At 57.3% G+C, this 26,625-nt stretch carries 20 protein-coding genes and 2 pseudogenes; 9 read left to right on the top strand and 13 right to left on the bottom strand.

The genetic code is table 11. The features are described from left to right. Positions 1 to 186: 186 nt before the first annotated feature. Entirely contained in the window at positions 187 to 2,310 is a 2,124-nt protein-coding gene (locus JJB74_RS21820) for an acid phosphatase (RefSeq protein ID WP_200595424.1), read from the bottom strand. A gap of 179 nt (positions 2,311 to 2,489) precedes the next feature. Between JJB74_RS21820 and JJB74_RS21815 the strand changes: the two genes are divergently transcribed. Beyond that, a complete protein-coding gene (locus tag JJB74_RS21815; RefSeq protein WP_200595423.1) occupies positions 2,490 to 3,794 on the top strand; it encodes a cytochrome-c peroxidase in 1,305 nt (434 codons plus the stop codon). Between the two features lie 32 nt (positions 3,795 to 3,826). Here JJB74_RS21815 and JJB74_RS21810 read toward each other — a convergent pair whose 3' ends face one another. Both JJB74_RS21810 and JJB74_RS21805 read right to left on the bottom strand, forming a co-directional pair. Beyond that, on the bottom strand, positions 3,827 to 4,615 hold the full coding sequence (locus JJB74_RS21810) for an alpha/beta fold hydrolase (protein ID WP_200595421.1): 789 nt from the start codon (positions 4,613 to 4,615) through the stop codon (positions 3,827 to 3,829). After that, positions 4,612 to 5,652: a DUF2817 domain-containing protein gene (locus tag JJB74_RS21805; protein ID WP_200595419.1), complete on the bottom strand. Its 1,041-nt coding sequence runs from the start codon at positions 5,650 to 5,652 to the stop codon at positions 4,612 to 4,614. Before JJB74_RS21805 ends, JJB74_RS21810 begins: the two co-directional genes overlap by 4 nt. A 210-nt stretch (positions 5,653 to 5,862) precedes the next feature. Between JJB74_RS21805 and JJB74_RS21800 the strand changes: the two genes are divergently transcribed. The 3 genes from JJB74_RS21800 to JJB74_RS21790 all read left to right on the top strand — a co-directional run bounded on the left by JJB74_RS21800 (position 5,863) and on the right by JJB74_RS21790 (position 9,639). Further along, positions 5,863 to 7,905, top strand: a complete 2,043-nt coding sequence (locus JJB74_RS21800) for a bifunctional 2',3'-cyclic-nucleotide 2'-phosphodiesterase/3'-nucleotidase (RefSeq protein WP_200595417.1) — start codon at positions 5,863 to 5,865, stop codon at positions 7,903 to 7,905. Between the two features lie 53 nt (positions 7,906 to 7,958). Beyond that, the gene (locus JJB74_RS33965; RefSeq protein ID WP_200595415.1) at positions 7,959 to 8,642 is read left to right on the top strand and encodes a tetratricopeptide repeat protein; all 684 of its coding nucleotides are present in this window, start codon (positions 7,959 to 7,961) and stop codon (positions 8,640 to 8,642) included. A 235-nt stretch (positions 8,643 to 8,877) separates the two neighbouring features. Next, positions 8,878 to 9,639, top strand: a complete 762-nt coding sequence (locus JJB74_RS21790) for a GNAT family N-acetyltransferase (RefSeq protein ID WP_200595640.1) — start codon at positions 8,878 to 8,880, stop codon at positions 9,637 to 9,639. 560 nt (positions 9,640 to 10,199) lie between these two features. Here the strand turns inward: JJB74_RS21790 and pstS are convergent. Beyond that, positions 10,200 to 11,243, bottom strand: a complete 1,044-nt coding sequence (gene pstS, locus JJB74_RS21785) for a phosphate ABC transporter substrate-binding protein PstS (protein ID WP_200595638.1) — start codon at positions 11,241 to 11,243, stop codon at positions 10,200 to 10,202. An 893-nt stretch (positions 11,244 to 12,136) separates the two neighbouring features. Next, positions 12,137 to 13,607 (bottom strand): annotated as a pseudogene (locus JJB74_RS21780) (IS5 family transposase). Between the two features lie 255 nt (positions 13,608 to 13,862). Here JJB74_RS21780 and JJB74_RS21775 point away from each other — a divergent pair. Together JJB74_RS21775 and JJB74_RS21770 are read left to right on the top strand one after the other, a co-directional pair. Continuing rightward, entirely contained in the window at positions 13,863 to 15,158 is a 1,296-nt protein-coding gene (locus JJB74_RS21775; protein ID WP_200595414.1) for an IS5 family transposase, read from the top strand. Between the two features lie 132 nt (positions 15,159 to 15,290). Further along, positions 15,291 to 15,503 carry a hypothetical protein gene (locus JJB74_RS21770; RefSeq protein WP_200595412.1) on the top strand — a complete coding sequence of 71 codons (213 nt, stop codon included), beginning with the start codon at positions 15,291 to 15,293 and terminating at the stop codon, positions 15,501 to 15,503. Positions 15,504 to 16,255: 752 nt separating this feature from the next. On the opposite strand, the pseudogene JJB74_RS21765 reads toward JJB74_RS21770, so the two are convergent. The 8 genes and pseudogenes from JJB74_RS21765 to JJB74_RS21730 all read right to left on the bottom strand — a co-directional run. Then, positions 16,256 to 16,483 (bottom strand): annotated as a pseudogene (locus JJB74_RS21765) (IS110 family transposase); the annotation flags it as partial. Positions 16,484 to 16,779: 296 nt separating this feature from the next. Continuing rightward, the gene (locus JJB74_RS21760; RefSeq protein WP_200595410.1) at positions 16,780 to 18,561 is read right to left on the bottom strand and encodes a GGDEF domain-containing protein; all 1,782 of its coding nucleotides are present in this window, start codon (positions 18,559 to 18,561) and stop codon (positions 16,780 to 16,782) included. 169 nt (positions 18,562 to 18,730) lie between these two features. Beyond that, positions 18,731 to 19,096, bottom strand: coding sequence for a response regulator (locus tag JJB74_RS21755; RefSeq protein WP_200595408.1), 366 nt, complete (start codon positions 19,094 to 19,096; stop codon positions 18,731 to 18,733). A gap of 26 nt (positions 19,097 to 19,122) precedes the next feature. After that, on the bottom strand, positions 19,123 to 20,082 hold the full coding sequence (locus JJB74_RS21750) for a chemotaxis protein CheX (RefSeq protein WP_200595407.1): 960 nt from the start codon (positions 20,080 to 20,082) through the stop codon (positions 19,123 to 19,125). Positions 20,083 to 20,124: 42 nt separating this feature from the next. Next, on the bottom strand, positions 20,125 to 20,670 hold the full coding sequence (locus JJB74_RS21745) for a hypothetical protein (RefSeq protein ID WP_200595405.1): 546 nt from the start codon (positions 20,668 to 20,670) through the stop codon (positions 20,125 to 20,127). Further along, entirely contained in the window at positions 20,667 to 21,401 is a 735-nt protein-coding gene (locus tag JJB74_RS21740; RefSeq protein WP_407672404.1) for a methyl-accepting chemotaxis protein, read from the bottom strand. The genes JJB74_RS21745 and JJB74_RS21740 overlap by 4 nt, the downstream gene beginning before the upstream one ends. A gap of 44 nt (positions 21,402 to 21,445) precedes the next feature. Then, the gene (locus JJB74_RS21735; protein ID WP_200595403.1) at positions 21,446 to 23,839 is read right to left on the bottom strand and encodes an ATP-binding protein; all 2,394 of its coding nucleotides are present in this window, start codon (positions 23,837 to 23,839) and stop codon (positions 21,446 to 21,448) included. 142 nt (positions 23,840 to 23,981) lie between these two features. Continuing rightward, complete coding sequence (locus tag JJB74_RS21730; protein WP_200595402.1) at positions 23,982 to 24,281, bottom strand: hypothetical protein; 300 nt, start codon at positions 24,279 to 24,281, stop codon at positions 23,982 to 23,984. Positions 24,282 to 24,323: 42 nt separating this feature from the next. Between JJB74_RS21730 and JJB74_RS21725 the strand changes: the two genes are divergently transcribed. The 3 genes from JJB74_RS21725 (at position 24,324) to JJB74_RS21715 (ending at position 26,368) form a co-directional block, all read left to right on the top strand. Continuing rightward, complete coding sequence (locus JJB74_RS21725) at positions 24,324 to 24,581, top strand: hypothetical protein (RefSeq protein WP_200595400.1); 258 nt, start codon at positions 24,324 to 24,326, stop codon at positions 24,579 to 24,581. A 117-nt stretch (positions 24,582 to 24,698) separates the two neighbouring features. Further along, on the top strand, positions 24,699 to 25,082 hold the full coding sequence (locus tag JJB74_RS21720) for an alpha/beta fold hydrolase (RefSeq protein WP_200595398.1): 384 nt from the start codon (positions 24,699 to 24,701) through the stop codon (positions 25,080 to 25,082). Positions 25,083 to 25,117: 35 nt separating this feature from the next. After that, positions 25,118 to 26,368, top strand: coding sequence for an IS701 family transposase (locus tag JJB74_RS21715; protein ID WP_200595396.1), 1,251 nt, complete (start codon positions 25,118 to 25,120; stop codon positions 26,366 to 26,368). Positions 26,369 to 26,625: the final 257 nt, after the last annotated feature.

The following is a 26,625-nucleotide window of genomic DNA, read 5'->3' as shown; positions in this document are numbered from 1 at the left end:
TGGCTGCATGACACACCAAAAAGGCGGACTTGAAAAGGTAACGATGACCTTTCTTAAGTCCGCCTGGTATTGCGCCATCATTGGTAAGGCAGGCCATGGCTCATGCCCGCAGGGCGCGGCGCATTTCCATCCTGCAGACATATCGGACTTTGCAGTCCGTATGGCATGGCTTGCCCTCGGCCTTATTTACTTTTGGGTGAAGTCGAGCGCGGCAGTCAAGTCGCCCATCGGCTTGAAACCATTTGCCATGAGCTTTGCATCACGATCCACCAGGCCAGGCAGCGGCTCCAGTGAGTACCGATGCGTGATCAGACGCAGGATGGACGCCGTGTCGTACTGAGTATGGTCAACATAGCCTTTCTTGGCGAATGGCGAGACGATGATCGCTGGAATCCGGGTGCCCGGCCCCCAACGATCCGCTTTCGGCGGCGCTACATGGTCCCAGAAACCGCCGTTCTCGTCATAGGTGATGACCACGACCATGTTCTTCCACTGCGGGCTTTGCTTGAGCTTGCTGATCACATCAGCGATGTGCGCGTCGCCGTCGAGTACGGAAGCATAGCCCGGATGCTGGTTCAGATTGCCTTGGGGCTTGTAGAAGGTGACCGGCGGCAGCGTACCGGCCGTGACATCCTTCAGGAAGTCATTGGTGTAATCCTTCAAGTGCGCGCTGCGGGCACTTGCATTCTTCACCGGATCGAACGCGGCATAGTAGTTGAACGGCTGATGGTGGGGCTGGAAGTTCGGCGTCGTGTTGTTGTAGATGCCGGTGCGGTTCGCACTGACGTCATTCCATGCGCCCGCGTACCAGGCCCACTGCACGCCTTTGGCGCTCAGCAGGTCACCGATAGTTTTGCCGGTCTGGGGCGGCAGCGTCGTGGCCTTCGTGGTGTCGGCGTAAAGGCCGGTCGTGTCGCTTGTCGCCGGTGCATTGCCGCTCGGCTGGTACGCCGGTTGCATGGTGTTGACCGCGTAGAATTTGCCTCGCGCATCCTTCGGCGTCAAGGTGCTATCGTTGACGTACTTCGGCGGGCCACTGAGCGTCGACGTCGGCGAGGTGGCCGCCGCAGTCAGCTTCACAAAGTTTCCATTGGCGTCCACGTCAATCGCGCTGATCGAGCCTTTCGCCGGCGAAGCGGCATCATCCGCATTCGGATATTCGGGCGCGCAGGCGCAGATCAAATATTGGTGGTTCAGGAATGAACCGCCAAAGGCGCCCATGAAGAAGTTGTCGGCAAGGGTGTAATCCTTGGCGACGTTCCACATCGCCATCTTGCTGCCGTCGTAGTAGCCCATCGACAGGCCACCGGCGTCCGAATAGGCGGCGAATTTGTCATTCTTGCCACCGTTGATCTGCATCTGATTATTGTAGAAGCGATGCACAAGGTCGCGCGTGGTGATGCTGACCGGAAGGTTGAAGCCGGCCGGGTCATCGATCTGGAAAGGCTTGTTTGGCAAATTGACCGTATCGGCTTGGGCGACGACTTTGGTCTGCCCGGCGGCGGTCATGCCGCTCCAAGTCGGCGGTAGCACCGACAAGGTCGAACCATCAATGTCCTTCTGTGCCACATAGCCGCCAACGGAACTTGCGTTCACGCCAGGGATGCCGTTCGCGCCGGGGTACAGGCCGAACAGATTGTCAAAGCCGCGATTCTCGGCGTAGATCACGACAATATTCTTGATTTGTCCGAGGTCCAGACGGTTTCGCAGCGCCTTGCCGATGTCGCCGCCCGTGCCGGCTTCGGCGAATGCTTCGGCAATGCGCTCCAGCGCCTGGTCGCTCTCGCTCTTGAGCGCAGCCTTGGTCGCTGCGTCCGCTTCCTTGTTATGGTCTTCGAGCAGCTTGTCCTCCGCCACGCCCAGACGTTGGGCAAGCGCCGTGCGGGCGCTTTTGAAGTCGCCGCCATTCGCATCCATCATTGCCTGCAGTTCGGTCGTGATCGCGCTAACGACCGTCGGCGCATCCATCGGCGCGCGGAACACCAGCGGCTGGCTCACCGCGGTTTCCGATTTGGTGTCCGGATCGTAGCGCGTGGCGTCGGTGCCGATCTCGGCGACGACAGCCCCCTTGCCGGCCAGGGTGAACGCGCCGTTATTGTCGGTGTACACGCTGGTTTCATTGGCGTCGCAGCGGCCGTTGGTATTCGCGTCGATGCAAACCTTCGCATGGCGGAAATAGCTTCCGGTGACGACACCGGCGGTCTGAGGACTGCTCGCTGCGGTCGTGTCGTTGGAGTCGCTGCCGCCACAGGCGGTCAGACCAGCTGAAACGAGAGCCACAAGGGGCAACAATTTGAAATGGAGTTTCATTCCCTATCCCATTGGTTTAAAAGCCCGCGCATGGTAGGGCGCGTTTGTGACAACGGGATGACCGCAGGCAATGTCGAAAAAGAAATAATCGGAGGTGAGGGATGTAGCGGCCCGGTCACAATTGCCGGGTATGCTGCGCCCCTCTCCAAAGCCCCAGCGTTTTGTCTCCCCTCGCCGCCATGTCTGTGCGATCGCTCCTTTCCGCTCTTCTCGCCGTCGCGACGCTCGCTGGCTGCGACGATGTTCAAAATCCCGACAACCTTTCCTCAACATCCGCCTCTCCCGCGATGCAGCCGGCCCCCACGACCGCGGGCGTCTATGGATCGGCGGCGGTGAGGCCACCGCCTGCGCAGCTTGCGGCGATTGGCAAATTGATGTTCTTCGATGCCTCGTTATCCGCGTCCGGTAAGCTTGCCTGCTCCAGTTGCCACGACCCACGGCATGCGTATGGCCCGCCGAACCAGCTTTCGGTGCAGCTCGGCGGAAAAGATTTGCGCGGCGCCGGCCAGCGTGCCGCGCCATCGCTGCGCTATCTGCAGCAACTGCCACCGTTCACAGAGCACTTTCATGAGAACGATGGCGATGACAGCAAAGACCAGGGGCCGACCGGCGGTCATGATTGGGACGGGCGCGCCGATTCAGCGCACGCCCAGGCTGCCGGCCCGCTGTTGTCGGAAAATGAGATGGGTAATGTCACCCGGGACGCGCTTGTCGCGAAGCTGCGCACGACAAGCTACGCATCGACATTCCGCCAGACCTTCGGCGCCGACATTTTCGACCATCCCGAAGAGGCGTACGCGGCCGCCACGATGGCCCTCGAGGTGTTTCAGCAAAGCCCCGTGGAGTTCTATCCGTACACCAGCAAGTACGATGCTTACTTGCGTGGAGAAGCAAAGTTGACGCGTCAGGAGCTGCACGGCCTTGATCTTTTCAATGATCCTGCCAAGGGAAACTGCGCTTCATGCCATCAGAGTGCAATCACTTCTTCCGGCTTTCCGAGCTTCACTGATTTCGGCCATGTTGCGCTGGGCGCCCCGCGCAACCGGAAGCTCCCAGCCAATGCCGACCCGGCATACTTCGACATGGGTTTGTGCGGGCCGCAGCGTAGCGATCTGTCGGCCCGCAAGGAATATTGCGGCCTGTTCCGCACCCCCACTCTCAGGAACGTCGCGGTTAAGGGTGCGTTTTTCCATAGCGGCGTATTCCATTCGCTGGAAGAGGTGCTGGCCTTTTACGCCCAGCGCGATAGTCATCCGCGCAAATGGTATGCCATAGCCGACCGCATGGCGAACAGCGACATCCATCCGTTCGATGACCTTCCGGATGCATATCGGGAAAATGTCTATCGGGATGCCCCTTTCGACCGGCAACGCAAGGGCAAGGACGCCTTATCGAGCGCCGAAAGGAGGGACATCATCGCCTTCCTCAAGACGCTTACTGACGCCGATGTGGCATCGGCTGCGCCGACGAATGAAAAACGATAAAGCGGAGGCGACCGGTGTTGATCGCCAGGGGCTTATCGCGCCCCGTTCTCGCAAACCGACCCCTTGCTTACCGTGCTGGCGAGCCAGGCACGCACCTGCTGTGCAATCCAGGCGCCGTCATCAAGCGGCAAGTCGTGGCCACCATCAGGATGCAGCGCGAAATCGACGTGCCATGCCGCTGCGAGCCGGCGTGAGCAGTCGCAATCCACCAAGCGGTCGCCCGCACTGGCTAACACCAGCACAGGCGGCGATGGCCTGATTCGGGGCGCCCGATAGCGCGCTGCGGCAAGCAACTGACGGAATGCATTGACTGCAGTGACCCGGCATTCCCGCTGGTAGGTCGCCCAAGTCGGCAGCAGGTGCGCATGCAAACACGGCCGGATGCTTGTGAGACCCAGGATCGCCGCCTCGCGCCGCTCCACGTCAGCGCCAGCCAGCGCGATGCGCAGCAGCGCCGGATAGTTTTGCCAGCGCAGCCGGCGGTAATATCGGCTGAACGGGCGCATGCTGGTATTAATCAGTACGCACGCTTCGACTTCCCCCGGATTGCGACTCGCCCATTCCGCCGCCACCATACCACCTAGGGATAGCGCCAGTAAGCGATACGGCGGGCGGCAGCCTTCCGCGCGCAGCGTGGCTCGATAATGCTCGACCATCGCCGCCACCGACGAAGGGCTGACGGCCTCGTGCAGGCGGCCATTTCCGGGCAGGTCCGGCCGCCGGATGTCGGACGCGCCGACCGTCCCACGAAACACCAGCGGAAACGCGCCCCAATGCCGGGATTCACGCATCAGGCCGCGCAGCAGGACCCATGCGCTCATCGCGAGCGCTCCGGATACCAGCGCGCCAGCGCTTGCGCCAGGCAATGCATGCGCCGGCTGTCCTGCGGCAGCCAATCGCGATGGCCACAGGCCGCCAGCATCAGGAATTCTAGCCAAACCAGGTGACGCCGCAGTACTCGCTGCAGCCGGTGCGGCGCAAGTGGATTGAATAGCCCGCCAGCCGCGAACAGCTGGAGCGGACTCTTTTTCACCCAGCGCCATGAACCCATCTCGAGCGTCAGTGGCAAAAATGCCTTGCCCTCGGATGCGGCCTGCAGATACAAGTAATCCCACAAATCGCCATGGGTCAGATATTGCCGGCTCTGCGGTTCAAAGATGTAGTCGTGATGGGGATAGGCAGCGCAAAACAACTCCTGCAGTGCGAACAGTTCCGGCAAATGCGGAATTGGTTCGCGCGTATGCGCATGCGGAAACCAGATGCGGTCGCGCAAGCCGAAGCCGGAATGGCAACCAAGCGCCATGCTGAATCTGTGTCCCTGCAGCTCCTCGCGTACCACCCGACATAGTGCTGCGCTTTCGACTTCCATGGCAGCCCCGGAGCCACGAAACCATGGCAGCCGGGCACTGTAGCGCTGTCCGCCGACGAGAAAAGGAACCTGCTCAGGAGATTCCACCGGCCCGTTTCGCATCAAGTCCACGCCATTGCCATTGCAGCGGCTGCCTTGCGCCATCCCGACCGGGTTCACGATGGGCATGAACACCAGCCGCAGCGACTCGAGCTGTCGGTTGAGAACCTGATCCCAAGTGAGACGGGCGAGCAAGCTTTCGAGGAAGGCCAGCAGCACTTGCGACCCGATGCGCTCCACACCATGCACGCCGCCGAAGAAACCTACCGCGGGCACATCTGGGCTGGCATTGCCAAGCGCAAGCACATGCACCACGAAACGCCTGCCGTGCGCATTGACTTCGCATGCCGTGCGCACGGCAAGCCGGGCATGATACCGATCGATCAGACGCGCCAGCGTGCCCGACTCGGGGAAGTCCGATGCGTCGGATTGCGCGCGAGGACGTGCCATGGCAGGCCACGGGGAGCCCGGCATGTCGGCATCTTGGCATGGCTTGTCCTGTCTCACGTTTCCATGCTAATTGCGGCAAGGTGCGCGCCACTTGCGTGCAGATAAGGAAACGCGGCGCGGCCCGTCCCATCCGGAAAGAAGCTCTCCTCCTGTCACAGCCAAGTCATGTTGCGCAGCCATACTGCGGCCCGCTTTTAATAAGGAGAGAGCATGCGAACCACCCTACTGATCTCTGCGCTGCTAAGCCTGCTATATGGCTGCGGCAGCTCGGATAACGATAGCAATACGGCCGGAGCTGCCGCCAACGCGAGCGTTGCGCCGGCCGGAACGAGCACCACATTGGCTTTGCTGGAAACCACCGACCTGCATACCAATGTCCTGAGCTACGACTATTTTAAGCTTGCCGCTGACAACTCTCTGGGTTTTGAGAGGACCGCGACCTTGATCAAAGCGGCACGTTCGGAATTTCCGAACACCATGCTCGTCGATAATGGCGACACCATCCAGGGCACTGCGCTGGCTGATTACCAGGCGCTGGTCAATCCGGCCGCCTGTTCTCAAAAACTGGCGATCTACAAGGCGATGGATCTGGTCGGCTTCGATGGCGGCGGCATAGGCAACCACGAATTCAACTACGGCTTACCCTTTTTGAACCAGGTGACTGGCAGCAAGTTCGATGTGGAAGGTTTGCCCGCGCCTGCACAACAGGCCGCCTGCGCCGGACCCGCGTTCCCCCAAGTGCTGGCCAATGTCTACAGCGTTCGCAGCAAAGCGCCGCTGTTCACTCCCTACACCATCATCTCCAAGCAGCTGAGCGCCACCGGTCCGGATGGCAAGCGGGTCAGCGCGATCGTAAAGGTTGGCATCATCGGCTTCACTCCACCCACCATCATGTCCTGGGACAAGCGCTGGCTGGAGGGCAAGGTCTATACCGACGGCCTGCGCGAAACCGCGCAAAAATATGTGCCGGAAATGCGAGCCAAAGGTGCCGATCTGGTCGTCGCCATTTCACATGGGGGCCTCGACAACAGTCCTTACAGCCCCACCATGGAAAATGGCAACTACTACCTGTCTCAGGTGCCGGGCATCGATGCGATGTTGATCGGGCACTCGCATCAGGTGTTCCCCGATGCCGCCAGCACGGTCGGCCAGTTCAATCTGCCTGGCGTGGACAAGGCCAAGGGAACGGTCAACGGCGTGCCGACGGTGATGGCGAATTACTGGGGCAAGCATCTGGGCGTGATTGCGTTGAACCTCGCTTGGGATGGCAAGTCGTGGAGCATCGACAAGAACAAGACCTTGGTGCAGGTGCGCTCCATCCAGAACGCGGACAAGACTTATGTCGCTGCGGATGCCAGCATCGCCCCGGCGGTCCAGGCAGAGCACGACGCCACCATCCAGTATGTGAAAACGCCGATCGGCACGACTGATTTCCGTATGAGCAGCTATTTCGCCGACGTCGGCGACGTTGCGGCGATCGAAATCGTCAACCAGGCCCAGGCTGATTATGTGGCCAAATATGTCCAGACCAATCTGCCGCAATATGCGAGTCTGCCGGTGCTGTCGGTGTCGGCACCGTTCAAGAGCGGCTTCGGCGGCGGCAGCGACTACACTGATGTCGCCGCAGGCAACGTCGCGATCAACAATGCCGCAGACCTTTATCTGTACCCGAACACGGTCTACGCGGTAAAAGTCACCGGCGCCGACATCAAGGCGTGGCTGGAAACGGCAGCCAAGCGCTTCAACCAGATCGACCCGACCAAGACTACTGCGCAGGAATTGGTCGGCAGCTTCCCCGGCTACAACTTCGACATGTTCACATCAAAGGACATCAGCTACGAGATCGATGTCACCCAGCCGGTCGGCAGCCGAATCAAGAATTTGCTGTATCAGGGAGCCCCGATCCCGTCGACCCAGGAATTCATCGTTGCCACGAACAACTACCGCGCCAGCGGCGGCGGCAATTTTCCGGGCCTGGACGGCAGCAAGACGATCTACGCCTCACCGGACGCGAACCGGGATGTGCTGATCAATTACATCAAGACCGCCAAGGCACTGACCCAGGCTGCCAATGGCTCGGACCGGAGCTGGCGCTTCGCCCGGGTCGTCACTTCCGGACCGGTGGTATTCCACTCGGCACAGAATGCGCTGCCGTTGGCGCAAAAAGCGGGGCTAACCAACGTTACGCAGCTGCAGGCAGATGACGGCGGCGGCAAGGGCTTAGCGCTGTATCAGGTCGACCTGTCGCAATGAGGACGGCCTCACGAATCGCACTGGCGGCGTTCGCCATCGCTATGGCAAGCGCCGTGGCTTGGCGCGCCAGCCTGCCAGCCGATGCCGATATCGGCAGGCTCGCCGTGCTGGCGCGGACCGCACAAGACCAGCATGCGCTTTCCGCGCTGGAGCGCGCAGCCTGGTCGGGCTCGGCTGTGGCGAGCCTCGCGCTGGGAGAAGCGTTGATGGCACGCGGCGCTCCGAGCGATGGCGTCGCCGCCTCGGCCTGGCTCGAGAAGGCGGCAGCCAGCGGCAACGCGAGAGCGCAGCTGGCTGCGGGCAAGGCCAGCCTGCGCGGCGGACCCGGCATGCCCGCCGATTACGCGCGCGCCAGGCGCCATTTCGAGGCTGCCGCGTCGACGGGCGAAGCGGGTGGCGCCTATTACCTCGGTGTGATGCAACGCCGCGGGGTGGGCATGCGCGCCGATCCCGCCGCGGCGGCGCGCTGGCTGGGCGTCGCGGCCGACGCTGGCATTCCGGCGGCCATGTTCATGCTGGCGAACATGCTGATGGAAGGCGATGGCATCGCCGTGGACCAGGCCCGTGCCCGCGCCTTGCTGGAGCGTGCTGCGGAATTGGACTATCCGGAAGCCAGCCAGATGATCGCCATGGGCCTGCGCGATGGCACCATGGGTTACGAAAAAAACGGGAAAAAGGCTGACTTGCAGATGGCGGAGGCCGCGCATGCGCTGCGTCACCGGCCGCCAGAGCCGTAACCCGAGCGCCTGGACCGGCCAGTCCCGTATCCCCTTCCTGTAGCCGCACCATCATCGGCGCAGCGGCGCGATCGTCCTGAGGGCGTCGCTTTTCGCCTCTTTGTCGAAATCGCTGTATCAAGCGACTCTTCGATTCCGGCAATGCGACGCCGTGTCATGAAGCCGTCATGCCGCCGTCACATGGATTAAGCACTCGCTATCTACCATGATGGGATTCCAACAACAAATCGATCTCATGCGTCAACTCACCAGCACCTCCGATGCCGATGTCCGTGTCTCGCGCCTTGCCGTCAGTCTCGCTTCCAACGCGGAAGAAATACGGGAGGTTCAGCGCCTGCGCTACAAAGCCTTTATTGATGCGATGGGACTTTCCGGGATGGCCAATGCGGAAGGACTGGATAGGGATGAATTTGACGATTACTGTGACCATCTCATCGTGCGGGACACCCGCACGCTGAAGGTGGTAGGAACTTATCGACTGCTCACCCCGCGCAATGCGAGACGGCATGGCAGCCTCTATTCCGAGCAGGAATTCGATCTGAGCCGCCTGGAACACCTGCGCGACCGCATGTTGGAAGCTGGGCGCGCCTGCATCCATCCGGATTACCGCGGCGGCAGCGTGTTGACCCTGCTGTGGGGCGCGTTGGCCGCCTTCATGCGTCGCGAGCGCTGCGACTACCTTGTCGGCTGCGCCAGCATCAGCTTGGCCGACGGCGGGCACAATGCGACTGCTGTATATCGCGAATTGGCGCAATCGCACCTGTCCCCGGCAGAATACCGAGTTACGCCGCACCTGCCGTTTCCACTCCATGAGGGCGACTGCAACGCGCAGACCGTCGTACCGCCGCTGTTGAAAGGTTATCTTCGAGGCGGGGCTTGGATCTGTGGCGAGCCGGCATGGGACCCAAACTTTCATTGCGCCGACCTGCTCCTGCTTCTGTCCCTCGCGCGCCTGGAAAGCCGCTATGCGCGGCGCTACCTGAAGAAAGGTGCCTGAAACGGGAGATTCCTGGAAGGGTCTGGCGTGAGGATGCGTCCGCCGCTTGCGTTGCCGGTGGCAGCATGAATACGATAGCGCCGGGCCGTTATTTGCTGATGCTGTCCAGGTATCAAGCCACAGGTCGTCGCGAGCTGCTTGCCACGGCGCCGGCTGATGAGACGAAGCGGCCCATGCGACGCTGATGACGTCGCGCCATCCGGATCTTTGGCATTCGAAACCCTGGCGTGTATGCGATAGAAAGCGCACGCTTTACTTTTCTTTGTGGGGGCCTGTATAAAAAAGCGTGCGAAGAACACCTACGTAGGTGTCAGTCGAAACCTCAATTCTCCACGAAAAACACAGGCATCAGGCAACCGCGATTCATGGGCGTTTGGTAGCTACCCGGCACGGCGTTGAAGCCAAATCTGTGACGACCGCGGAAAAGAATCACAACACACGTGGACTGGGATAATCGGGAGTGGTGGGAATGTGCATTACGTGCCTGCCCTACCCGTCGCTGTGCAAAAAGCCGCGTCCACGTTGCGAGCGGACGCGGCTTGATAGTAAGCGGAACGCTCTTACCAGACCGACTTGCCGGAAGCATCCTTCAACTGGGATTTCCACGAGCCCTCGACGAGCTTGACGACCGACGGCGGGATCGCAACATAGTCAAGATCGGTAGTCATGCTCGCGCCCTTGTTATAGGACCAGTCGAAGAACTTTAGCGCTTCCTTCGCCTTGGCCGGGTCTTCCTGCACCTTGTGCAGCAGCACGAACGTGGCGCCGGTGATAGGCCAGCTTTCTTTGCCCGGCTGGTCGGTGATGATCACGCCGAAGCCCGGCGCCTTCTCCCAATCTGCACCAGCCGCTGCCGCCTTGAAGCTGGTGTCGTCTGGCTTAACGAACTGGCCGTCATGATTTTTCATCATGGTATAAGCCATATTGTTCTTTTTCGCGTATGCATATTCGACGTAGCCGATCGCACCCTTGATTCGCTGTACGTTCGCGGCCACGCCTTCATTGCCCTTACCGCCCACGCCAGCCGGCCATTTGACCGCGGTACCGGCGCCAACGCTATTCTTGAACTCGGCGCTGGTTTTGGACAGGTAATTGGTCCAGATGAAGGTGGTACCAGAGCCGTCGGCGCGATGCACGACGGTGATTTCATCCGGGGGAAGCTTCACGCCGGGATTGAGCGCGGCGATCTCAGGCGAATCCCACTTGGTGATCTTGCCCATGTAGATCTTGGCGAGCACATCGCCATCCATCTTCAACGCGCCCGGCTTCACCCCTTCGACGTTCACCACAGGAACCACGCCACCCATGGTGATCGGGAATTGCATCAACCCGCTCTTTTCCAGGTCTTGCGCGTCCAATGGCATGTCGGATGCGCCAAAGTCGACGGTCTTGGCCTTAATCTGCTTGATGCCGCCGCCCGAGCCGATGGATTGGTAGTTCAAGCTGGTGCCAGTGCTCCCCTTGTAGACTTCGGCCCATTTTGCAAGGATGGGATAGGCGAACGTGGAACCGGCGCCGGTGATCTCGGCAGCCTGAGCGGCAGCGCAGAAAGCAAGGGACGCGGCAGCAACATGGATGGAAGCGACAAGCTTAGTCAAACGCATAAAAGCACTCCTTTGTGGACAAATCATTTGCGTTGAGACAATAGCTATGCGTCGTGACATGATCATGACATGTCATTCGCTGCTCCCTGACTTGCCTTGCAATCCACGCGCCAGATATAAAGGCTTGCCAGGCATGCGAGGCCCGTTGAGCGAAATCTCTTTAAGCCTAGAAGCAATACAAGACCAAATGACGGTGAAACGCACGAGGAACACGCTGAGCACAGCGTATAGGGTGCTCAATGTCAAGCTGCGTGCGCATGACGCTTTTCTCATCTACGTCATCCTGACGTCATGGACTTGGACTACTATGCCATCCCATATGGTTGTGGGTGCAATCGAAGCTTCGACAGCCTGCACCATGTCCACCGGGGTTGGCGGTCGGCAACAATACCAACACCAAATTTCGCAGTGGCACTTGGCATTTGTGCTGCTGCGCCGACATCAGTAGAGGCCCGGCCAATGCAGCGGACTTTGTCGCCCCGGAATTTTGCAAGGTAAGTAATGCGAATCCGGTGCTTGCCTAGTGCCACAATAGAAGCCTCATGGGGCCAAATAGAATGTAAATGCCCAGCCCAATCATGGTCCACGGAAGGAGACATTCACTGTATCGTCCCGCAATTCTCCCGACCTATGGATGCCGTGCAAGAGGATACGCTCCTTCAAAACAGCCCTGCAAACATGAAATTGAAGCTGCCATTCATCTATTGAGCCATTGGGACCGCGCTGAACCAACAGGCGTGCCGACAGCTTCGATAAACTTCCTCGAAATGAAACTAGACTCTATCATCGGTGGCATATGGACAGTCGAATGTAAATAGTCGAACCTGCAGAATTCATTTGACGAACCTCGGTACCGTAGACGGCACGCTTCATTGCACTCTTTAATCTCCGCGTTACTCGGCGATGACGTCCCAGTTGCCCGCCCTGGCTGGCGTAAGCTGCAAGACGGCACGCACCATGGCGTGCAACTGCAGGCGCAATAAAAAGGCCTTCAGCCCGAGGCGCTGCACCGCCCGCATCAACCAGCGCAGGTTGTAGCCGGCGCCGCACAGCACCGCATGCAGCGCGTCGCCCACCTCGCCCCGCAACCAGCAGCGGTCCATCCGATGATCGGCCTTCAGATGACCTATCGTCGGTTCAATGGCCTGACGTCGGTTCAATGGCCTGACGCCGCCTCAGCCAGCGCCGCTGCGGTGCCGTGAGCGACTGGTATTTGCCGCGATGGATGATCTCGATGCCCGGATTGTCCTCGTCGACGCCACGGAATCCCAAGTCGACCACCGCCTGTTTCGGCGCCACGCCGATGTCCTCCAGCAGGATGGTGGTTTGCTCGATCTGCTCGCGCAAGATATGCCCATCGTAGGGATTGCCCGGGAAGGTACGTGCACTGACCACCAGGCCGCTCTTGTGCGTGGTCGCCACGCTGGCTTTGACACCGAATTCATACGGCTTGCGCGCCTTGCCCTTGCCAATGCACTCTACTTCCGGCGCATGCAGCGCGTACAGCTTGTCTTTGTCCTTGCGCTGCTGGGTACGAATCCTCTCAGCACGGGCCAGCATGGTTTGCAATTGCGCCATCAGCGTTGCGGGTACCGCGGCAGCATCATCAAGCTTACGCCGGATGTCGCGCATGACGATGCCCAGGATCGTACGCTGGCGCTTGAGCGTGCGACGCAGCCGCTTGAATTGCCGGGCATGCGCATACCCGCCGGCTTTACGGCGCAGCATCTTGCCTTCTCTGGCATAGGTCTGCTTGAGCGCGATGCCAGCACGCTTGACCAGGCGCACCAGCTGCACGCGCGCCACGTCGAGCAAGCGGCTGTCTACGGGATGCGCGATGGCTTTCTCCTGCACCGTGGTATCGACGATGATGCGTTCGAATTCCGTGGGCTGGACCGCTTTGCTGGCCACGGCCGTATCGATGGTGGCCTTGAGCACTTCCTCGACCCCGCCTTCGCCGATAGCCTTGCGGAAGCGCCCGAGCTGTGTTGGATCACAGGGCAGTTTCGGAGTGTATTAATCCTGGCCGCTGAAGTATTGCCAGATCACGTTCTCGGACCAGCGTTCAACGAGTTCTTCATCACTCAGATTAAAGGCGTGCTTGAGATAGAGCAGCGCGACCATCAAGCGAATCGGCAGGCGCGGTCGCCCAGCCGCGCTGGGAGCAGCGCCGCCCAGCTCCAGCGACGTGCCGAACAAGTCGCAATCAGCCAGCACTTTGCCGGGGCGCGGCCGATGGGCAAAGGCTGGTGCCAGCGCGGCTTCGATCTGCGCCCAGGGCAGGCGCTGAGCCAGCACCGCCAAGGGATGCCGCAGGTCGATCATCTGGTCCAATCGGGCGCGGAAAAAATCGTCGGTCGGCATTCGAGCTCCCTCGCGTTTCCATCAGTTTTCGCTGCCTTGTATCCTAATTTTCCCGGGAATTCGAAAGGTCGTTCTTGCGCAAATCCCTTGTGGCTCCTGCTCGTTATGGAATTTGCATGGACGACTAAATAGTCGACGCTGAAAAATTGTTTGGGCCCAGTAGCCATGCGGGCTAAGAGCTGAAATCGGTCTGTGGAATTTGCAGGGAACGGCGCTTGTCATACGCGGTTTCCTGCAAATTCTGATGAGGTCATCATGGACCCGCGTCATCATTCCGGAAAGCCAGGCGCATCACCGCGGCAAGATTTTCCCCTGCTGGAACACCTGAATGCGCGCCATCCGCTGATCGTGCTGGCCAAGCTGATTGATTGGAACGCCATCGAGCGCGTCGCCTATGAGGCCATGGGCCCCAGACATCGCCGGCCGCCGTTGCGACCACGCCTGGTGGCCGGCCTGCTTTATTTGCAGCACACCTTCGATCTCTCTGATGAAGAAATGGTGTGGGGCTGGGTCGAGAATCCTTACTGGCAGGTCTTTACCGGCGAGACGTATCTGCAAACCGAGCCGCCCATTGATCCATCCAGCCTATCGCGCTGGCGCAAGCGCATGGGCGAAGCCGGCGTAGAGGAATTGCTGGCGCAAAGCATCGAAGCGGCCAAGCGTGCCAGTGTAATCAAGCCAGCCAGCATCAAGCGCGTCATCGCTGATACCACCGTCATGGCCAAGGCAATTGCATACCCGACCGACTCGGCGCTGCTGGAGAAGAGTCGTGTTCTGCTGGTCAAGGCCGCCCGGCAATATGGTCTGACGCTGCGGCAGAACTACAATCGCCTGGCACCGCGTCTGGTACGTCAGATCGCGCATTACGCCCATGCCCGCCAATTCAAGCGCATGCGGCGTGTCTTGCGAGCGTTACGGTCCCGCGTCGGACGGGTGCAGCGCGATATTGAGCGGCAACTGCAGCGCGTGCAATCGGCTGCGCGCGAACGGCTCGATGAACTGCTATGCCGTACCCGGCGCATCCTGCAGCAGCGACCGAACGACAAGAACAAGCTGTATGCGCTGCATGCGCCGGAAGTGGAATGCATCAGCAAGGGCAAAGCTAGAGTGCGTTATGAGTTCGGCGTCAAAGTGGCGATCGTGACGACGTTGAAGGAGGGCCTGGTGCTCGGGGCACGGTCCATGCCGGGCAATCCATATGACGGGCACACGCTGCATGAGGCGTTGGAGCAGGCTGCCATCCTGTCGGACGTGGAGCCGGAAATGGTCTTCGTCGATCGCGGTTACCGCGGCGTGGAAGTCGAACAGGTACAGATCTGGCGCTCAGGCCAAAAGCGGGGCGTGACGCGCGGACTCAAAGCGATGATTCGACGTCGCAGTGCGATCGAGCCGACCATTGGGCATATGAAGAGCGATGGCAAGCTGGATCGCAATTGGCTTAAAGGTGCACTCGGCGATGCCATCCATGCGGTCTTGTGCGGCGCCGGGCATAACCTGCGTCTGATCATCAACAAGCTCAAGGGCGAATGCCAGCGCAACCCCATATATTGAACTTCAGAATTCTTCAGGGCCGACTACCTCATCGGCTGCGCCAGTATCAGCCTGGCTGACGGCGGACATAATGCGACCGCGGTCTACCAGCAAATGGCGCCGTTGCACTTGGCGCCAACGGAATACAGGGCAGTGCCACACCTGCCCTTTCCGCTGCATGAGCAGGACAGTGCATTCAAGGTGGAGGTGCCTCCGCTACTGAAAGGTTACCTAAAAAGCGGTGCATGGATCTGCGGCGAGCCAGCATGGGATCCAGACTTCCATTGTGCCGACCTTCTCCTGCTGTTGTCTCTGTCACGCATGGAAGAACGCTATGCCCGGCGCTACTTGAAAAACGGTGATTAAACCTGGTGATCTTTTGGAGCAGTCCGGCATGGTGCTTTGTCGGCCAACCTCCGGCCTGTCTGGAAAAACCAATCAAAAATTTACCTCAGATCGTTACCGCCCTATGCCGCCCGAGACTGAACCTTCAATCGACTAAAGGGAGTTGTAATAGTAGTTTCTGGCGAGAGGGGCCTTGTTGCACAAATTATCGATAAGCCTTTGAATGCATGAGGAATTGAACCTACGGCATCAAAATTTTTGCTTGGCAAAATCATAGGCTTACGGATTTATGCAACATACATGAACGCACCCTGGTTTGCCAGCCTTTCTATTTGCGATATTCAGTGAGGTCGATTGCAGCCATACCTCCGGACTTTGGTTGGGGCTGGCGCCTCTGTCCCTGATGCAATTTGCTGACCGGCTCATGATCAAAGCCACGAGCTTAACGCCACGAGCTTAACGCTCCCTGTTGCACGCAGGGTTTGCTGGTCACGGTCGAACCTGTCTTGCCATCACATCCTGATCGCCTGTGCAATCTGTGGAAGGATCCTTGCCAGTGCCTCCTTGCTGTTGATCGTAGAAGGAAGCAACCGTGCTGATAACGTGGCAGCATTTGCTGGCGCGCAATCAGCACGGAACCGCCTCTCGTCATGCATCAGGAGCGCCCATACCCAGCGCGCATTCTTGTTGCCCAACGCCACTGCAGCGACATTCTTGTTTCGTCGACCAAGCAAGCAACCGAGCCCGCGTGCAGCAGTCTCTACCTTGCGTTCGGCGTGTCGGATCGCTTCGGCATCCGCGGCGTTATTCTTGCTCGTCTTCACATAATGCGCCCTGCCACACGCTTCCATGCCAATCAGACATGGCTCCAGTTTCACAAAGAACGACAGCATTTCAGCGCGTCGTAGTTGCTTGCGCAAGCAGGACGTGCCATGAAGATCGACGCCGTGCACCTGGAAAACCGCCTTTGCCAGATCAATGCCGCATGCACTAAGCTTCATTTCGAACGCTCCTTTCTGGTCGTGGACATCTTGCACATCCACTTTGGCACTTCAGTGCCATTTCAGGAAGGATGCGTCCATTCCATTAAAGCCACCACGGCGACATGGCGATGACGAACACATATGGTCGGTGTGACTGTGGCACTGCATGAATCTTCAAGCTGCCGCAGTCACAGGCGGATTAGAGTCTTCAAAGAGCCATCGAGTAGCTCACCGAAATTCGGCGCCAAACAAAGCTCGCGCTCATTTCTTTAATGCACCTGTTCTTGCTTAATCTCGACATTCGCGCGAGTGGCTTAATTGTCAGCATGAGGAGAAACATTCGATGAGATTTCTCGCCGCTCAACAAATAAAGCGTTCCCTGCCAATTTCTTAGCTTGCGTTTTAGCGGCTGATGCTGCTTCGGCGACATGATAGTTTGTTACGCCCTGCATCGGCTTAATGCATACTGCCCCTATCGAAAGGCTGACCAAACTAACAAAGGTCTTAATCCCCTGACGATTTTCGGTCGCATATCCGCCATCCCGTAGGTGTTCATCACGATAAAAGCGTTGACTTGATTTTGCGAACGAATGCAGCATCCGTCGACAGCGCTCCTCCCAGTCCGAACTCTGGAATAACAGGATAAAGTCATCTCCGCCAATATGCCCAACGAAATCCAATGTGTTGCTCAACTCATTTTTTAATACTTCAGCAGTCAACCCAATGATCTCATCGCCCTTCTGATATCCATACAAATCGTTGAACGCCTTAAAGTTATCTAAATCACAGTAACAGATAATAAATTTGTTTTCCGCACCAAGAAGCAATTCTATATGTTCATTGATTGGAACATTTCCAGGCAACCCAGTCAATGGGTTGGCATAACGCGCGGCCTGCATCTGTATTTTCGTCAACTCACGAATCAAATCATGGCCACCGCCTACTCCTATATACGTTCCAGCATCAGTAATAATGTAACCATTCGACAAATGCTGAGGGTCAGACTCCACAATAAGATGACTCAGATCCTGCAAGCTCGTCTGATGATCGACAATTAATGGCGTGGGTTCGCAGAAACGACTGCAGCCCTTTTTTCCATACAATTCTCGTTGAAACGGGCGGGAGAAATTGTCGGTCATCTTGTAGCGATTGATCAACCCGACCGGCATTCCATGGTCGACAACCGGAACAACCTGAAGGGAAGGTCGGTCAATAAACATTTCATAAACCGTGTTAGCCGGCGTTTCGCTTGTAACTGTTGGCACCTCACGGAGAAGATCGCCCACTTTTTTTGACCGATTTTGATATGTGGTTGATCGCGTACCAGTTTTCACCGGCGACTTTGCAAATAACGCGAGCGCGCTTGGTGCAAGCGCTCTACCTGGCGTCCCTGTCGGTCGACCCAAGAAATATCCTTGGCCAAACGATATTCCTAACTCTCTCACGGCATGTAATTCGCTTTCTGTTTCAATCCCTTCCGCAATGACCATGGCATTGGATTTCTGCGCGATTTCAAGAATAGATCGCACAAACTGCAGCTTCAACGGATCTGCATCGATTCCTTGAATAAAATGCAGATCTATCTTCACATACTCCGGGCGCACCTCTGACCACAGACGAAGACTGGAAAAGCCCTCCCCTAGATCATCGATCGCAATATTCAATCCAAAAGAACGATAGTGAGCAGCAGCCTCACAGAGTGCGGCATAGTCGACAGTCGCATCAGACTCCGTCAACTCAAGCACAACGTTTGTTGCAGTGAATTCGGCAATATCCAATTGATGCATATCGGCTCGAACATCCCGCCTTGGCTTGGTCAAAACGTCTGGGCTAACATTAAGAAAAAGCTTACCGTGGAGCTGCAATTTTACAAATTGCTTGAGCAAGACATTGCGACATACGCGCTCAGCCTCAGCCGTCATGCCATGCATCTTGGCACATTTAAATAACGTCAGAGGAGAGTGTAGCGGCGAATTGGACGGCCCCCGGATCAATCCTTCATAGCCGAAGATCTGGCCCGACCCAAGATCGACAATAGGCTGATAGAGTGGCGTCAATGCTTGCGTGCGCAGGATGTCACGTAACTCTGTCAACATTCGTTGTTCCTCATCGCTCCTGGGCACAAATCCAGATTTTGTCAAAACCAATGCTCTCATAGTGCTTACATATCTCGTCTTCGACGATGCCTTGCCATAAAAACGATTTCTTTGGCGAAGACCCTTGATCCGTATAGACAACTTTTCATGCTTGCGGAGTGAACTGGCGTTACGCAGCAAGCTTTTTGAAGGTTTCTAGCACAGCGTCACCTTTGAACGGCTTAACGATCCAACCCTTCACTCCTGCCGCTTTGCCACGCTCCTTCATTGCAGGGCTACTCTCCGTAGTCAGCATGATGATATTCACCGCTTTGTTACCGAGTTCGCTTCGCACCTTTTCGACCATAGTCAAGCCATCCATGTTCGGCATATTGACATCGCATATCACCAACTTGACTCCGGGAGTTGCCCTGATTTTTGCCAACCCGTCCTTTCCATCCACCGCTGTTGCCACGTCCAAACCATTTTTCCTCAAAAATCCAGCGACTTCGTCACGTACGGTGCTTGAATCATCTACTACAAGAATTTTCGACATGATCGGTTCCTTACCTAATACTAACGTTAAAATAACTCTAGCTCGCCGGAGTCCACCATCTCGCCGATGTTTGCCGGAATTTCCGTGAAATCTTCAGGCGACCAAGCTAAATTGAAGACAAAGCGCTGGTGCAAACTTATCCCCTCACCCGTATTTTTATCAATCAGTCGATACATAAAAACCAATTGCGGGTTTTCGGTGCCGAACGATATATATTTTTGCTGATGATTAACAATCAATGGCACTTGCACCTGACTACGGCATAACGACGCTGCATCGCCCAGATAACGATTTTTGAACGCTCCCCAAATCAAATTGGTTGCTTCGCCCAACAAACTATTCAAATCGCGAAAGTTTGCCTTGCCGTCACACATTTGATGCGCATTGAGTAAATCAAGAATTGGTTTTTCTTTCGCCTGCATCATCATATAGCCACGACACCAATTGCTCTCCAGCGGAATCAAACTGAAGACTTCACCAAAAATGATCCGGTCACGTACGATGCTCGGCGTATTCCACTCGACTGTGCACCCAGGCAGCAAGCTGCTGAGCATGGTTTCTGTGATCTCAAGGATGCCGCGTACCAGCGCATTCGGATAGTCGAGGCTGAAAATGTACTCATCGATAATGTTGTGCAGCGGCTCCAAATCCGTAGCGACATACGCAGCGCAGAAGGGTTGATGCTGCTCCGGCGGCAGATCTTCCAGCGATGGCATGTGCTCGCGGCGCAGGATAATAGGCAACTCGGGACGCACCCCGTTGATGTCGAGCGCGATCTCGGCGCTGCGCGCCATTGAGCCTGCATACCCTTCGGACAGGAGTATCGCACCCAGGTCAATGTTGGACTGGAGGACCGACATCAGGCGGTCTTCACGTACCCTTAAGCCGACGAGACTGTTTTCGCTGCAAAAGCTTTTTAGCCGTTCTATGTGATCGTCACAGTTGTCCAGCACAAGTACCTTGCTGACCACTTTTTCCGTATTCAAAATTCTTTCCTTTTTTGCAAATCGGTTTCGAAACATACTGCGTCAGAACAGTTCCAGTTCGCCGCTGTCCACTTCGACTTCGGCTGTCGCCAAGCTGAGCATGAAGTCGATATCGGCGTACTCGCAGACGCAGATCGTGGCCAGCATCTGCATCGAACCATTGATCGTTACGGCATGTTTCGTGAGATAACCCTGCTTCAGGCTCGTCAGGTGCGCCAGGCAGCCGTTGCGAAGGATGTAAGGCGTGGACATGCCAAGGTCAGGGAAGTGTGCTTGTAATCCCTGGCTCAGCAGGCCGCAGCAAAGGTTCGATACTTCCAGAAACGCTTCCTTAAAAGCCTCACTTTGCCCGTTTGCCGCATAGTAGAAGCGGATATCTTCTTTCTCTTCAACTTCGAGGAAGAACAACAGCCTGAAGCGGATTCCCGAGATGGTCAGAACGACGACCGTATTCGCCGATGTCGCAATAGAGTCGTTTGCCGTAACCGGCGTGATCTCACAGGTATCCTCGCAAGAAAGCGGTAACCTGGATTTGAGCGCGGAAACGAGGAGCTGCTCGAATCCGGCTTTAGCTTGTTCAGTGATCACCCCTGCTCCTGCTGCAGTTCAGCGACGATTTGGCCAGCCTTGGCGCCTAGGCCAGAGAGCGAAGCCATAATCATCTTGCCCCCTGCTTGTATGTCCTGGAACGTTGCGGTGGTCGTCAAGTCATTGCGGTGCAGGTTTGCGCTGTATTGCTTTGACAGCTCCTCCGAGCGAGTCGCAAGCTGCCTGACTTCACTTGCCACCACGGCGAACCCTCTGCCTACCGTGCCGACACGGGCAGCTTCAATGGACGCGTTCAGCGACACGATGATGACGTGCCTGACGATTGAGGACAGTTCAGCATTCATCGCATGCATGTCCTGATTCTGCTGCATCAACGAAATCATCTGCTCGTGCCAACGCTCGAACGTAATGTTCAAGTCCTTAAGCCGCTGGGCTTCGTCTTCCATTTGCCTGGCCTGCTGTTCGAGTTGCGCGCGTCCATCCAGATGCGCTTGCAGCGTGTTGCGCAGATCCTCCTCGATTCGTGATTTCTCTTCGACATTCTCATGAAGGCGGTTGGAGAATTCCAAGAGCTCGTCCTTCTCCAGCGCAAGCGCTGCTGCCTCATTGTGCAGGCGTGCGTTTTCGTGCTCCAGCGCCGCGATCCGCCGCTCCAACTCGGCTAACCGATGCGCATTCCCATCCGAGCGCAGGAAGCGTCGCAAGCCCGTCAGCACAAGCCCGGCGACACTACCTCCACCCAGCAACCCTACTGCAAATTGTCCTGTCAACATCTCGATGTCTTCCAAGCTGACTTGCTCGAAACGAGCAGGCCTCAAATAAAGTTTTTCGTGACCACTGAATCCATTGGCATGCCCTCCAAAGCGACACCGGGCAATGGCGAGACCGTATCGACGGCGTAGCGGTCAGGCAGGAACACGATGGTTTCGAACTGGCGGAAGTCTGCGCCGACGTCTTCATCAGTGAAGCGCAATTGGATCTTGCCCTGCTCGCGTTCGAGGAAGTCCTTCACCGCGTCCATACCAACGCCCCTTCCTGAGACCTCGGTGAGCTGCTGTGCGGTAGAGAAACCCGGACGGAAGATGAGATGCGCGATGTCTTCGTCACTCAAGCTTGCGTCAGCGGCGATCAATCCCTTTTCAATAGCAATGGCACGGATGCGCGACAGCGCCAGACCGCGGCCGTCATCGGTCAGCGTGATCTCGAGCATGTCTTCGTCCACCCCAAGTTCGATGTTGATGTTTCCCGCCGCCGGCTTGTTCATCGCGCTTCGCGTCGCGGTATTTTCGATGCCGTGGTCTAGCGAATTGCGCAGCAGGTGCATGAAGACGTTCTTCAACACATTACCGGCTTGGCTGTGGACCCGATACCCGTAATCATTGATATGCACCATTGGCGGCTCTTTACCCAGCTCGAAGGCCAGAGAAGGTAGCGAATCGAGCACCCCGGACAGCATTGCATCAATCGTTTCACTGCCCAACAAGCGCAATTCTCGGTGCACCGTAAGGCGCATATGCGAGAGGCTTTCGACGCTGCCCGGATCCGCCTGCTCCAGTAGCGTCAGGCTGTTGTGGATTTGCGCCTTTTCGACCATGAGATAGCGCTCCACGCTGCCGCGGCGTCCAGGTCCCTTGCGGCCAAGGGTTTCTTCGTTCATCTGCGCATACTCAGCAAGCGCCTGTGTTACGCGAGTCAGATCATTGGACAACTGCTGCCGGTCCCATGCGACATCCGTATCAGGCTGCCGCAAGGCTTCATAAGCCTGCTCAACCTCGTGGACGACGTTGGTCAAATGGCGCAGACCATACGTTCTGGCATTGCCCTTCACGGTATGCATGTTGCGGAATAATTCATCGATGACCGCATCGTCCCCGTACTCAGTGACGTCCGCCAGCTGCACGTTGCGCCGGACAAATTCCATGGAACTATCAATGAATTCCTGGAACTTTTCCTGCGTAACGGCGAGGATCTCACCAATGATTTCCAGCTTGTGCTTTTGTGCATCGGCTTCGGCCGCGAGCTTGCGCAGCTCGGTGACATCGCGCAAGCACAACATCAGGCGCACAATGATGCCGCCGCTGTCGGAAATTGGCGACCAGCTCAAATCGAGTGCCTTGATGCGGCCATCCGGCATGGTTTTCTGGATCTCGCTCGGCAGCAGATGATGATTGAATTCGAAATTGAGTTCATCTTCACCCAAGCATGCGCGAATTGCGGCATCCACCTGCGACAATGCATCTGCGCCGAGATCGGTGTCGCTGAAGACCAGTCGCATGACATCGCAGCCGGCAATGTTGTTCGTCTCAAGCACCGTTTCGAGGTGGGCGGAATATTCCGGATGCACAACGGCATCGCCAACTACCGTCAGGATGCCCTGCTGTATGTTCTGCAGCATGGCTTCGATGTCCGCGGTCTTCTGCCTGACTTGCGCGGAACTCTCTTCGATTTTTTCCAGCATGCCGTTGAATGCGACGATTGAGTGTCCGACCTCGTCCATGCGGTCTACCGGGACGCGGCGTGCAAAGTCCTGGCTGGAAGCGATCTCGCTCATCGTTCCTTGCATGCGTCCGAGCGGGCCGACAATCTGGCGATACAGGAAAACGCCGATTATTGTCAGCAAAATGCCCGCTGCGGCAGTGATGGTCGTAATGGTCGTGGTGGTGGACGCAAGGTTTTCGTTCAACGCCGATATGGCCTGGTCCTTCTCCCTGTTCTTCTCGATGCGCAGCGTCTCGACGATCTGCCCTAGTTCATCCTGATATTGCACAACATTGGCGAACAGGTTCGCTTGCGATAGCTCGTTCTTGCCGGCGAGTTTCATCGAAATGCTGTCGTTGATCGCCGAGAAGTAATTCGACATGCTTTCCTGCGCTTGCTCGATTAAGCCCTGCTGTGTCTTTCCTTCAGCATGCGCGGCCTGGTCCTTGACGGCCGCTGTCAGCTCGGATCGCTTGGCGTCAAGCTTTTCCTTCAATTGGTTGACCAGCTCATTGTCGGGCGTGAAGACAAGTGCCATGGTCGCGAGTTGTACATCCTTGAGGTGACTCACCATGTCGGCGGACGCGAGCGCGCTTGGTACAACGCCTTCGGTGACGCGCTTAACTTCTATCGCGCCGCGACGCGATTGATAGATTCCACAACCCCCGATCACCGTAATGGCGATGAACATGAATATGAGTAAAAGGGTGATACGTTGGCGAATAGTCATGCAGGCACTCCACTAAGCGACTGGGGTAAGAACGGGTATGGTTCCGACATTCAGAATATGTATTACATGCAACATTATTCCCAGGAAATGTTACCTGTAGGTGACGAGGCAGTATTTGTTGTTATTCCATTTCGAAGCACGATCATGGCGGATACGCCATAACTTGGCTGCGATAGCGCCCGAGTGCCGCCGCTTCGCTTTTCTGTACCTGGGGTCCAGACAGCATGCGCTGATGGTGCCTTAAATCATCGTAGACGTCGAACCACGTCAACTCGGGCATATTCGCTTGGAATGAATTAGCAAGCCACGGCACCGCTCTGAAAGTACGGCTGCCGAGTACAGGTATGGCTTTGACAATGTTGGCAATCGTCCGTCCTGCTTGAGTACCTTTGACAGTCACCTCCTGGGGTGTCACATCAGCGAAACGTAGGGTGGCTACCATGACTTGGTTTCTTCATATCGCTATTTCTTGTTGAGGTCCAAGATGTACACCGTATCGTTGGTAGATGACTGTGGGTATGACTTCTCCGATGTTTTCACGGAGGACGATGCGCAAGCCATAAAAACCTGCAACCTGGCGGAAAAGTTCGCACTCAGCAGAAATCGTGCCGCGTTCCTGCTGATTGGTGGGTGGTTTGCGATAACGCACTTCAAAGGTACTGACTTTGATCAGGCTCGAATCACGACGATGAGATATCGAGATATCGTTTCCCAGCTTGGAACATTAGCAGTAGCTTCGTAAGTTGGGGCTGCAGGATAAGCGGGAATACTGCTTAACCTGCGTGTCCGAGAAAGTCCACAGACGACCAGATTGACACAAGCAACACTTGGGGCCTCATAAGGCTGAAATGGTGCGACGATGACGATACTTTTTCTGCACGGCGGGCCGGGACTCGATGCTGCGGCCGAACGCGCATGGTTTGACGCCAGCATTCCGGTAGATTGGTGGGACCAACCGCGTGTTGCCACGTTGGAGCACCCGTTCCGAACACTATGCGAAATGGCTGAAGAGCGGCTGGAATATTGGCATGCGGCCAATGGCGCGCCGGTGCCGGTACTCGCGCATTCCTTTGGCGCGGTCATCGCTCATGCGCTATGCCTGCGACGACCTGATTTGATATCACAACTGGTATTGCTGACCCCGCTTTTTGATCCACTACTGGTCCTAAGCCCGAAGAAGGTTGATGAGACCGCGATCGCCGTCACGCCGCGGATTAGCGCTACTTTGTTGAACCTAGGTTAAAGACGCCTATACTGGGGGTGAGGAGGGAAACGGCCATGTCTGCACGTCGTCCTTGCCCATCGGCACCGGGGCCACTCGAGGATTTTGCGGTGCAATTCGACCCGCTCTTTGCTTCCTATGCGCAGCGGGCCAAATTCCGCAATTACGTCAGCGGATTGCTACTGCCACGTGATCGCGCCAAGACGCTCACGGCGCTGGCGGGCGCAGAACCGGTCGTGCAGGCGCAAGCCGCGCCAGTGCAGCGCCTGCAATTCTTTTTGTCTGAATCGACCTGGGATGCTGAGGCGATCAACCAGCGGCGACTGCAACTTCTGATGGCTGACCCGGCCACGGCCGCGACCGATCAGGGCGTGCTGGTCATTGACGATACGGGTGATCGCAAAGAAGGAAACGCCACGGATCACGTCGCACGCCAGTATCTGGGCTCGGTGGGCAAGATCGACAACGGCATTGTCGCCGTTACCAGCTTGTGGGCCGATGAGCGCTGCTACTATCCCTTGCAGGTGGCGCCCTACACACCGGAATGCCGCCTGGCCGGGGGGAAGCGCGACCCAGCTTTTCACACCAAGCCGCAAATTGCACTGCAACTCATTGAACAGGCCGAAGCCGCAGGCATTGCGTTCAAAGCCATCGTGACCGACTGTGCTTATGGCGACAATATCGCCTTCGAAGAAGCGCTCGACGAGCACCATCGGTCTTACATGCTGGCGCAGCGCGGTCGTGTGGGCTACTGGGCCCCGATACAGGCAGCGCATTCGTTCGAAGAGGCGACACGCCGCGTGCGGCTGTCTGCCTGGACGCCCGTCGTGCGCCGATTTCGCGATGGGCATATCGAGCGTTGGTGGGCAACGGAATTGACGCTGCTGGGTTATGGCCCGGACCGAGGCGCACGGGCCATTTGCGCCACCACGGATCGCCGCAAGTTGCCTGATTTGTCCACGTGGTATCTGACGACCAACCTGTCTGTTGAACGGGCGCCCTTGGAAGAAGTGGTGCGACTGTACGGGCTAAGGAATTGGGTCGAACAAAGCTACAAGCAGACCAAAGATGAATTGGGCTGGGCCGATTTCATGGTGCGCAGCGACCGCGCGATTCGCCGGCATTGGATCCTGGTGTATTGCGCCTTCAGCTTTTGCTGGAGGCATGAGACCAACCGGGTACGACTCATCGATCGATCCCAGCAACCGGCTTTCCCGTCAGTGCCGTCAACCGGACGGAAAAAAATCGCCGCGCGATCCCTTTCCCATGCTGGACGAAGACCCTGCGCTCGGTACGCGCGTGGCTAGTCCCAGTGCATTGGCTCACGCGGTGTTGGCACGCGTTCGGCAACCAGCCCCCGCCATGCGAGTTCGATAGCCTCCTTCAAATGCTAATGCAAGGAAACGGAATCAACCTTTATCTCTGAATTCAACAAAGTATCTATGGACTCCCTCCGTCTTGCAAGACCTGCCGTTTTGACGTCGAAGTGAGAATCGACTGCATGTATCTATCCGGCCTACTGTGGCACCCGTCGGCACCGGCCCTGATGTCTTCCGCTCGCAAA

Source organism: Noviherbaspirillum pedocola (assembly GCF_016632335.1).
Taxonomy (GTDB): Bacteria; Pseudomonadota; Gammaproteobacteria; order Burkholderiales; family Burkholderiaceae_D; genus Noviherbaspirillum_A; species Noviherbaspirillum_A pedocola.
Note: the sequence above shows the minus strand (reverse complement) of the source record. Positions and strands in the feature narration are given on the sequence as shown.

Excerpts from the sequence above, each read along its gene's own strand:
- JJB74_RS21820 (WP_200595424.1), bottom strand. The coding sequence starts at position 2,310 with ATGAAACTCCATTTCAAATTGTTGCCCCTTGTGGCTCTCGTTTCAGCT.
- JJB74_RS21815 (WP_200595423.1), top strand. The coding sequence starts at position 2,490 with ATGTCTGTGCGATCGCTCCTTTCCGCTCTTCTCGCCGTCGCGACGCTC.
- JJB74_RS21810 (WP_200595421.1), bottom strand. The coding sequence starts at position 4,615 with ATGAGCGCATGGGTCCTGCTGCGCGGCCTGATGCGTGAATCCCGGCAT.
- JJB74_RS21805 (WP_200595419.1), bottom strand. The coding sequence starts at position 5,652 with ATGGCACGTCCTCGCGCGCAATCCGACGCATCGGACTTCCCCGAGTCG.
- JJB74_RS21800 (WP_200595417.1), top strand. The coding sequence starts at position 5,863 with ATGCGAACCACCCTACTGATCTCTGCGCTGCTAAGCCTGCTATATGGC.
- JJB74_RS21790 (WP_200595640.1), top strand. The coding sequence starts at position 8,878 with ATGCGTCAACTCACCAGCACCTCCGATGCCGATGTCCGTGTCTCGCGC.
- pstS (WP_200595638.1), bottom strand. The coding sequence starts at position 11,243 with ATGCGTTTGACTAAGCTTGTCGCTTCCATCCATGTTGCTGCCGCGTCC.
- JJB74_RS21775 (WP_200595414.1), top strand. The coding sequence starts at position 13,863 with ATGGACCCGCGTCATCATTCCGGAAAGCCAGGCGCATCACCGCGGCAA.
- JJB74_RS21760 (WP_200595410.1), bottom strand. The coding sequence starts at position 18,561 with ATGTTGACAGAGTTACGTGACATCCTGCGCACGCAAGCATTGACGCCA.
- JJB74_RS21755 (WP_200595408.1), bottom strand. The coding sequence starts at position 19,096 with ATGTCGAAAATTCTTGTAGTAGATGATTCAAGCACCGTACGTGACGAA.
- JJB74_RS21735 (WP_200595403.1), bottom strand. The coding sequence starts at position 23,839 with ATGACTATTCGCCAACGTATCACCCTTTTACTCATATTCATGTTCATC.
- JJB74_RS21730 (WP_200595402.1), bottom strand. The coding sequence starts at position 24,281 with ATGGTAGCCACCCTACGTTTCGCTGATGTGACACCCCAGGAGGTGACT.
- JJB74_RS21725 (WP_200595400.1), top strand. The coding sequence starts at position 24,324 with ATGTACACCGTATCGTTGGTAGATGACTGTGGGTATGACTTCTCCGAT.
- JJB74_RS21720 (WP_200595398.1), top strand. The coding sequence starts at position 24,699 with ATGACGATACTTTTTCTGCACGGCGGGCCGGGACTCGATGCTGCGGCC.
- JJB74_RS21715 (WP_200595396.1), top strand. The coding sequence starts at position 25,118 with ATGTCTGCACGTCGTCCTTGCCCATCGGCACCGGGGCCACTCGAGGAT.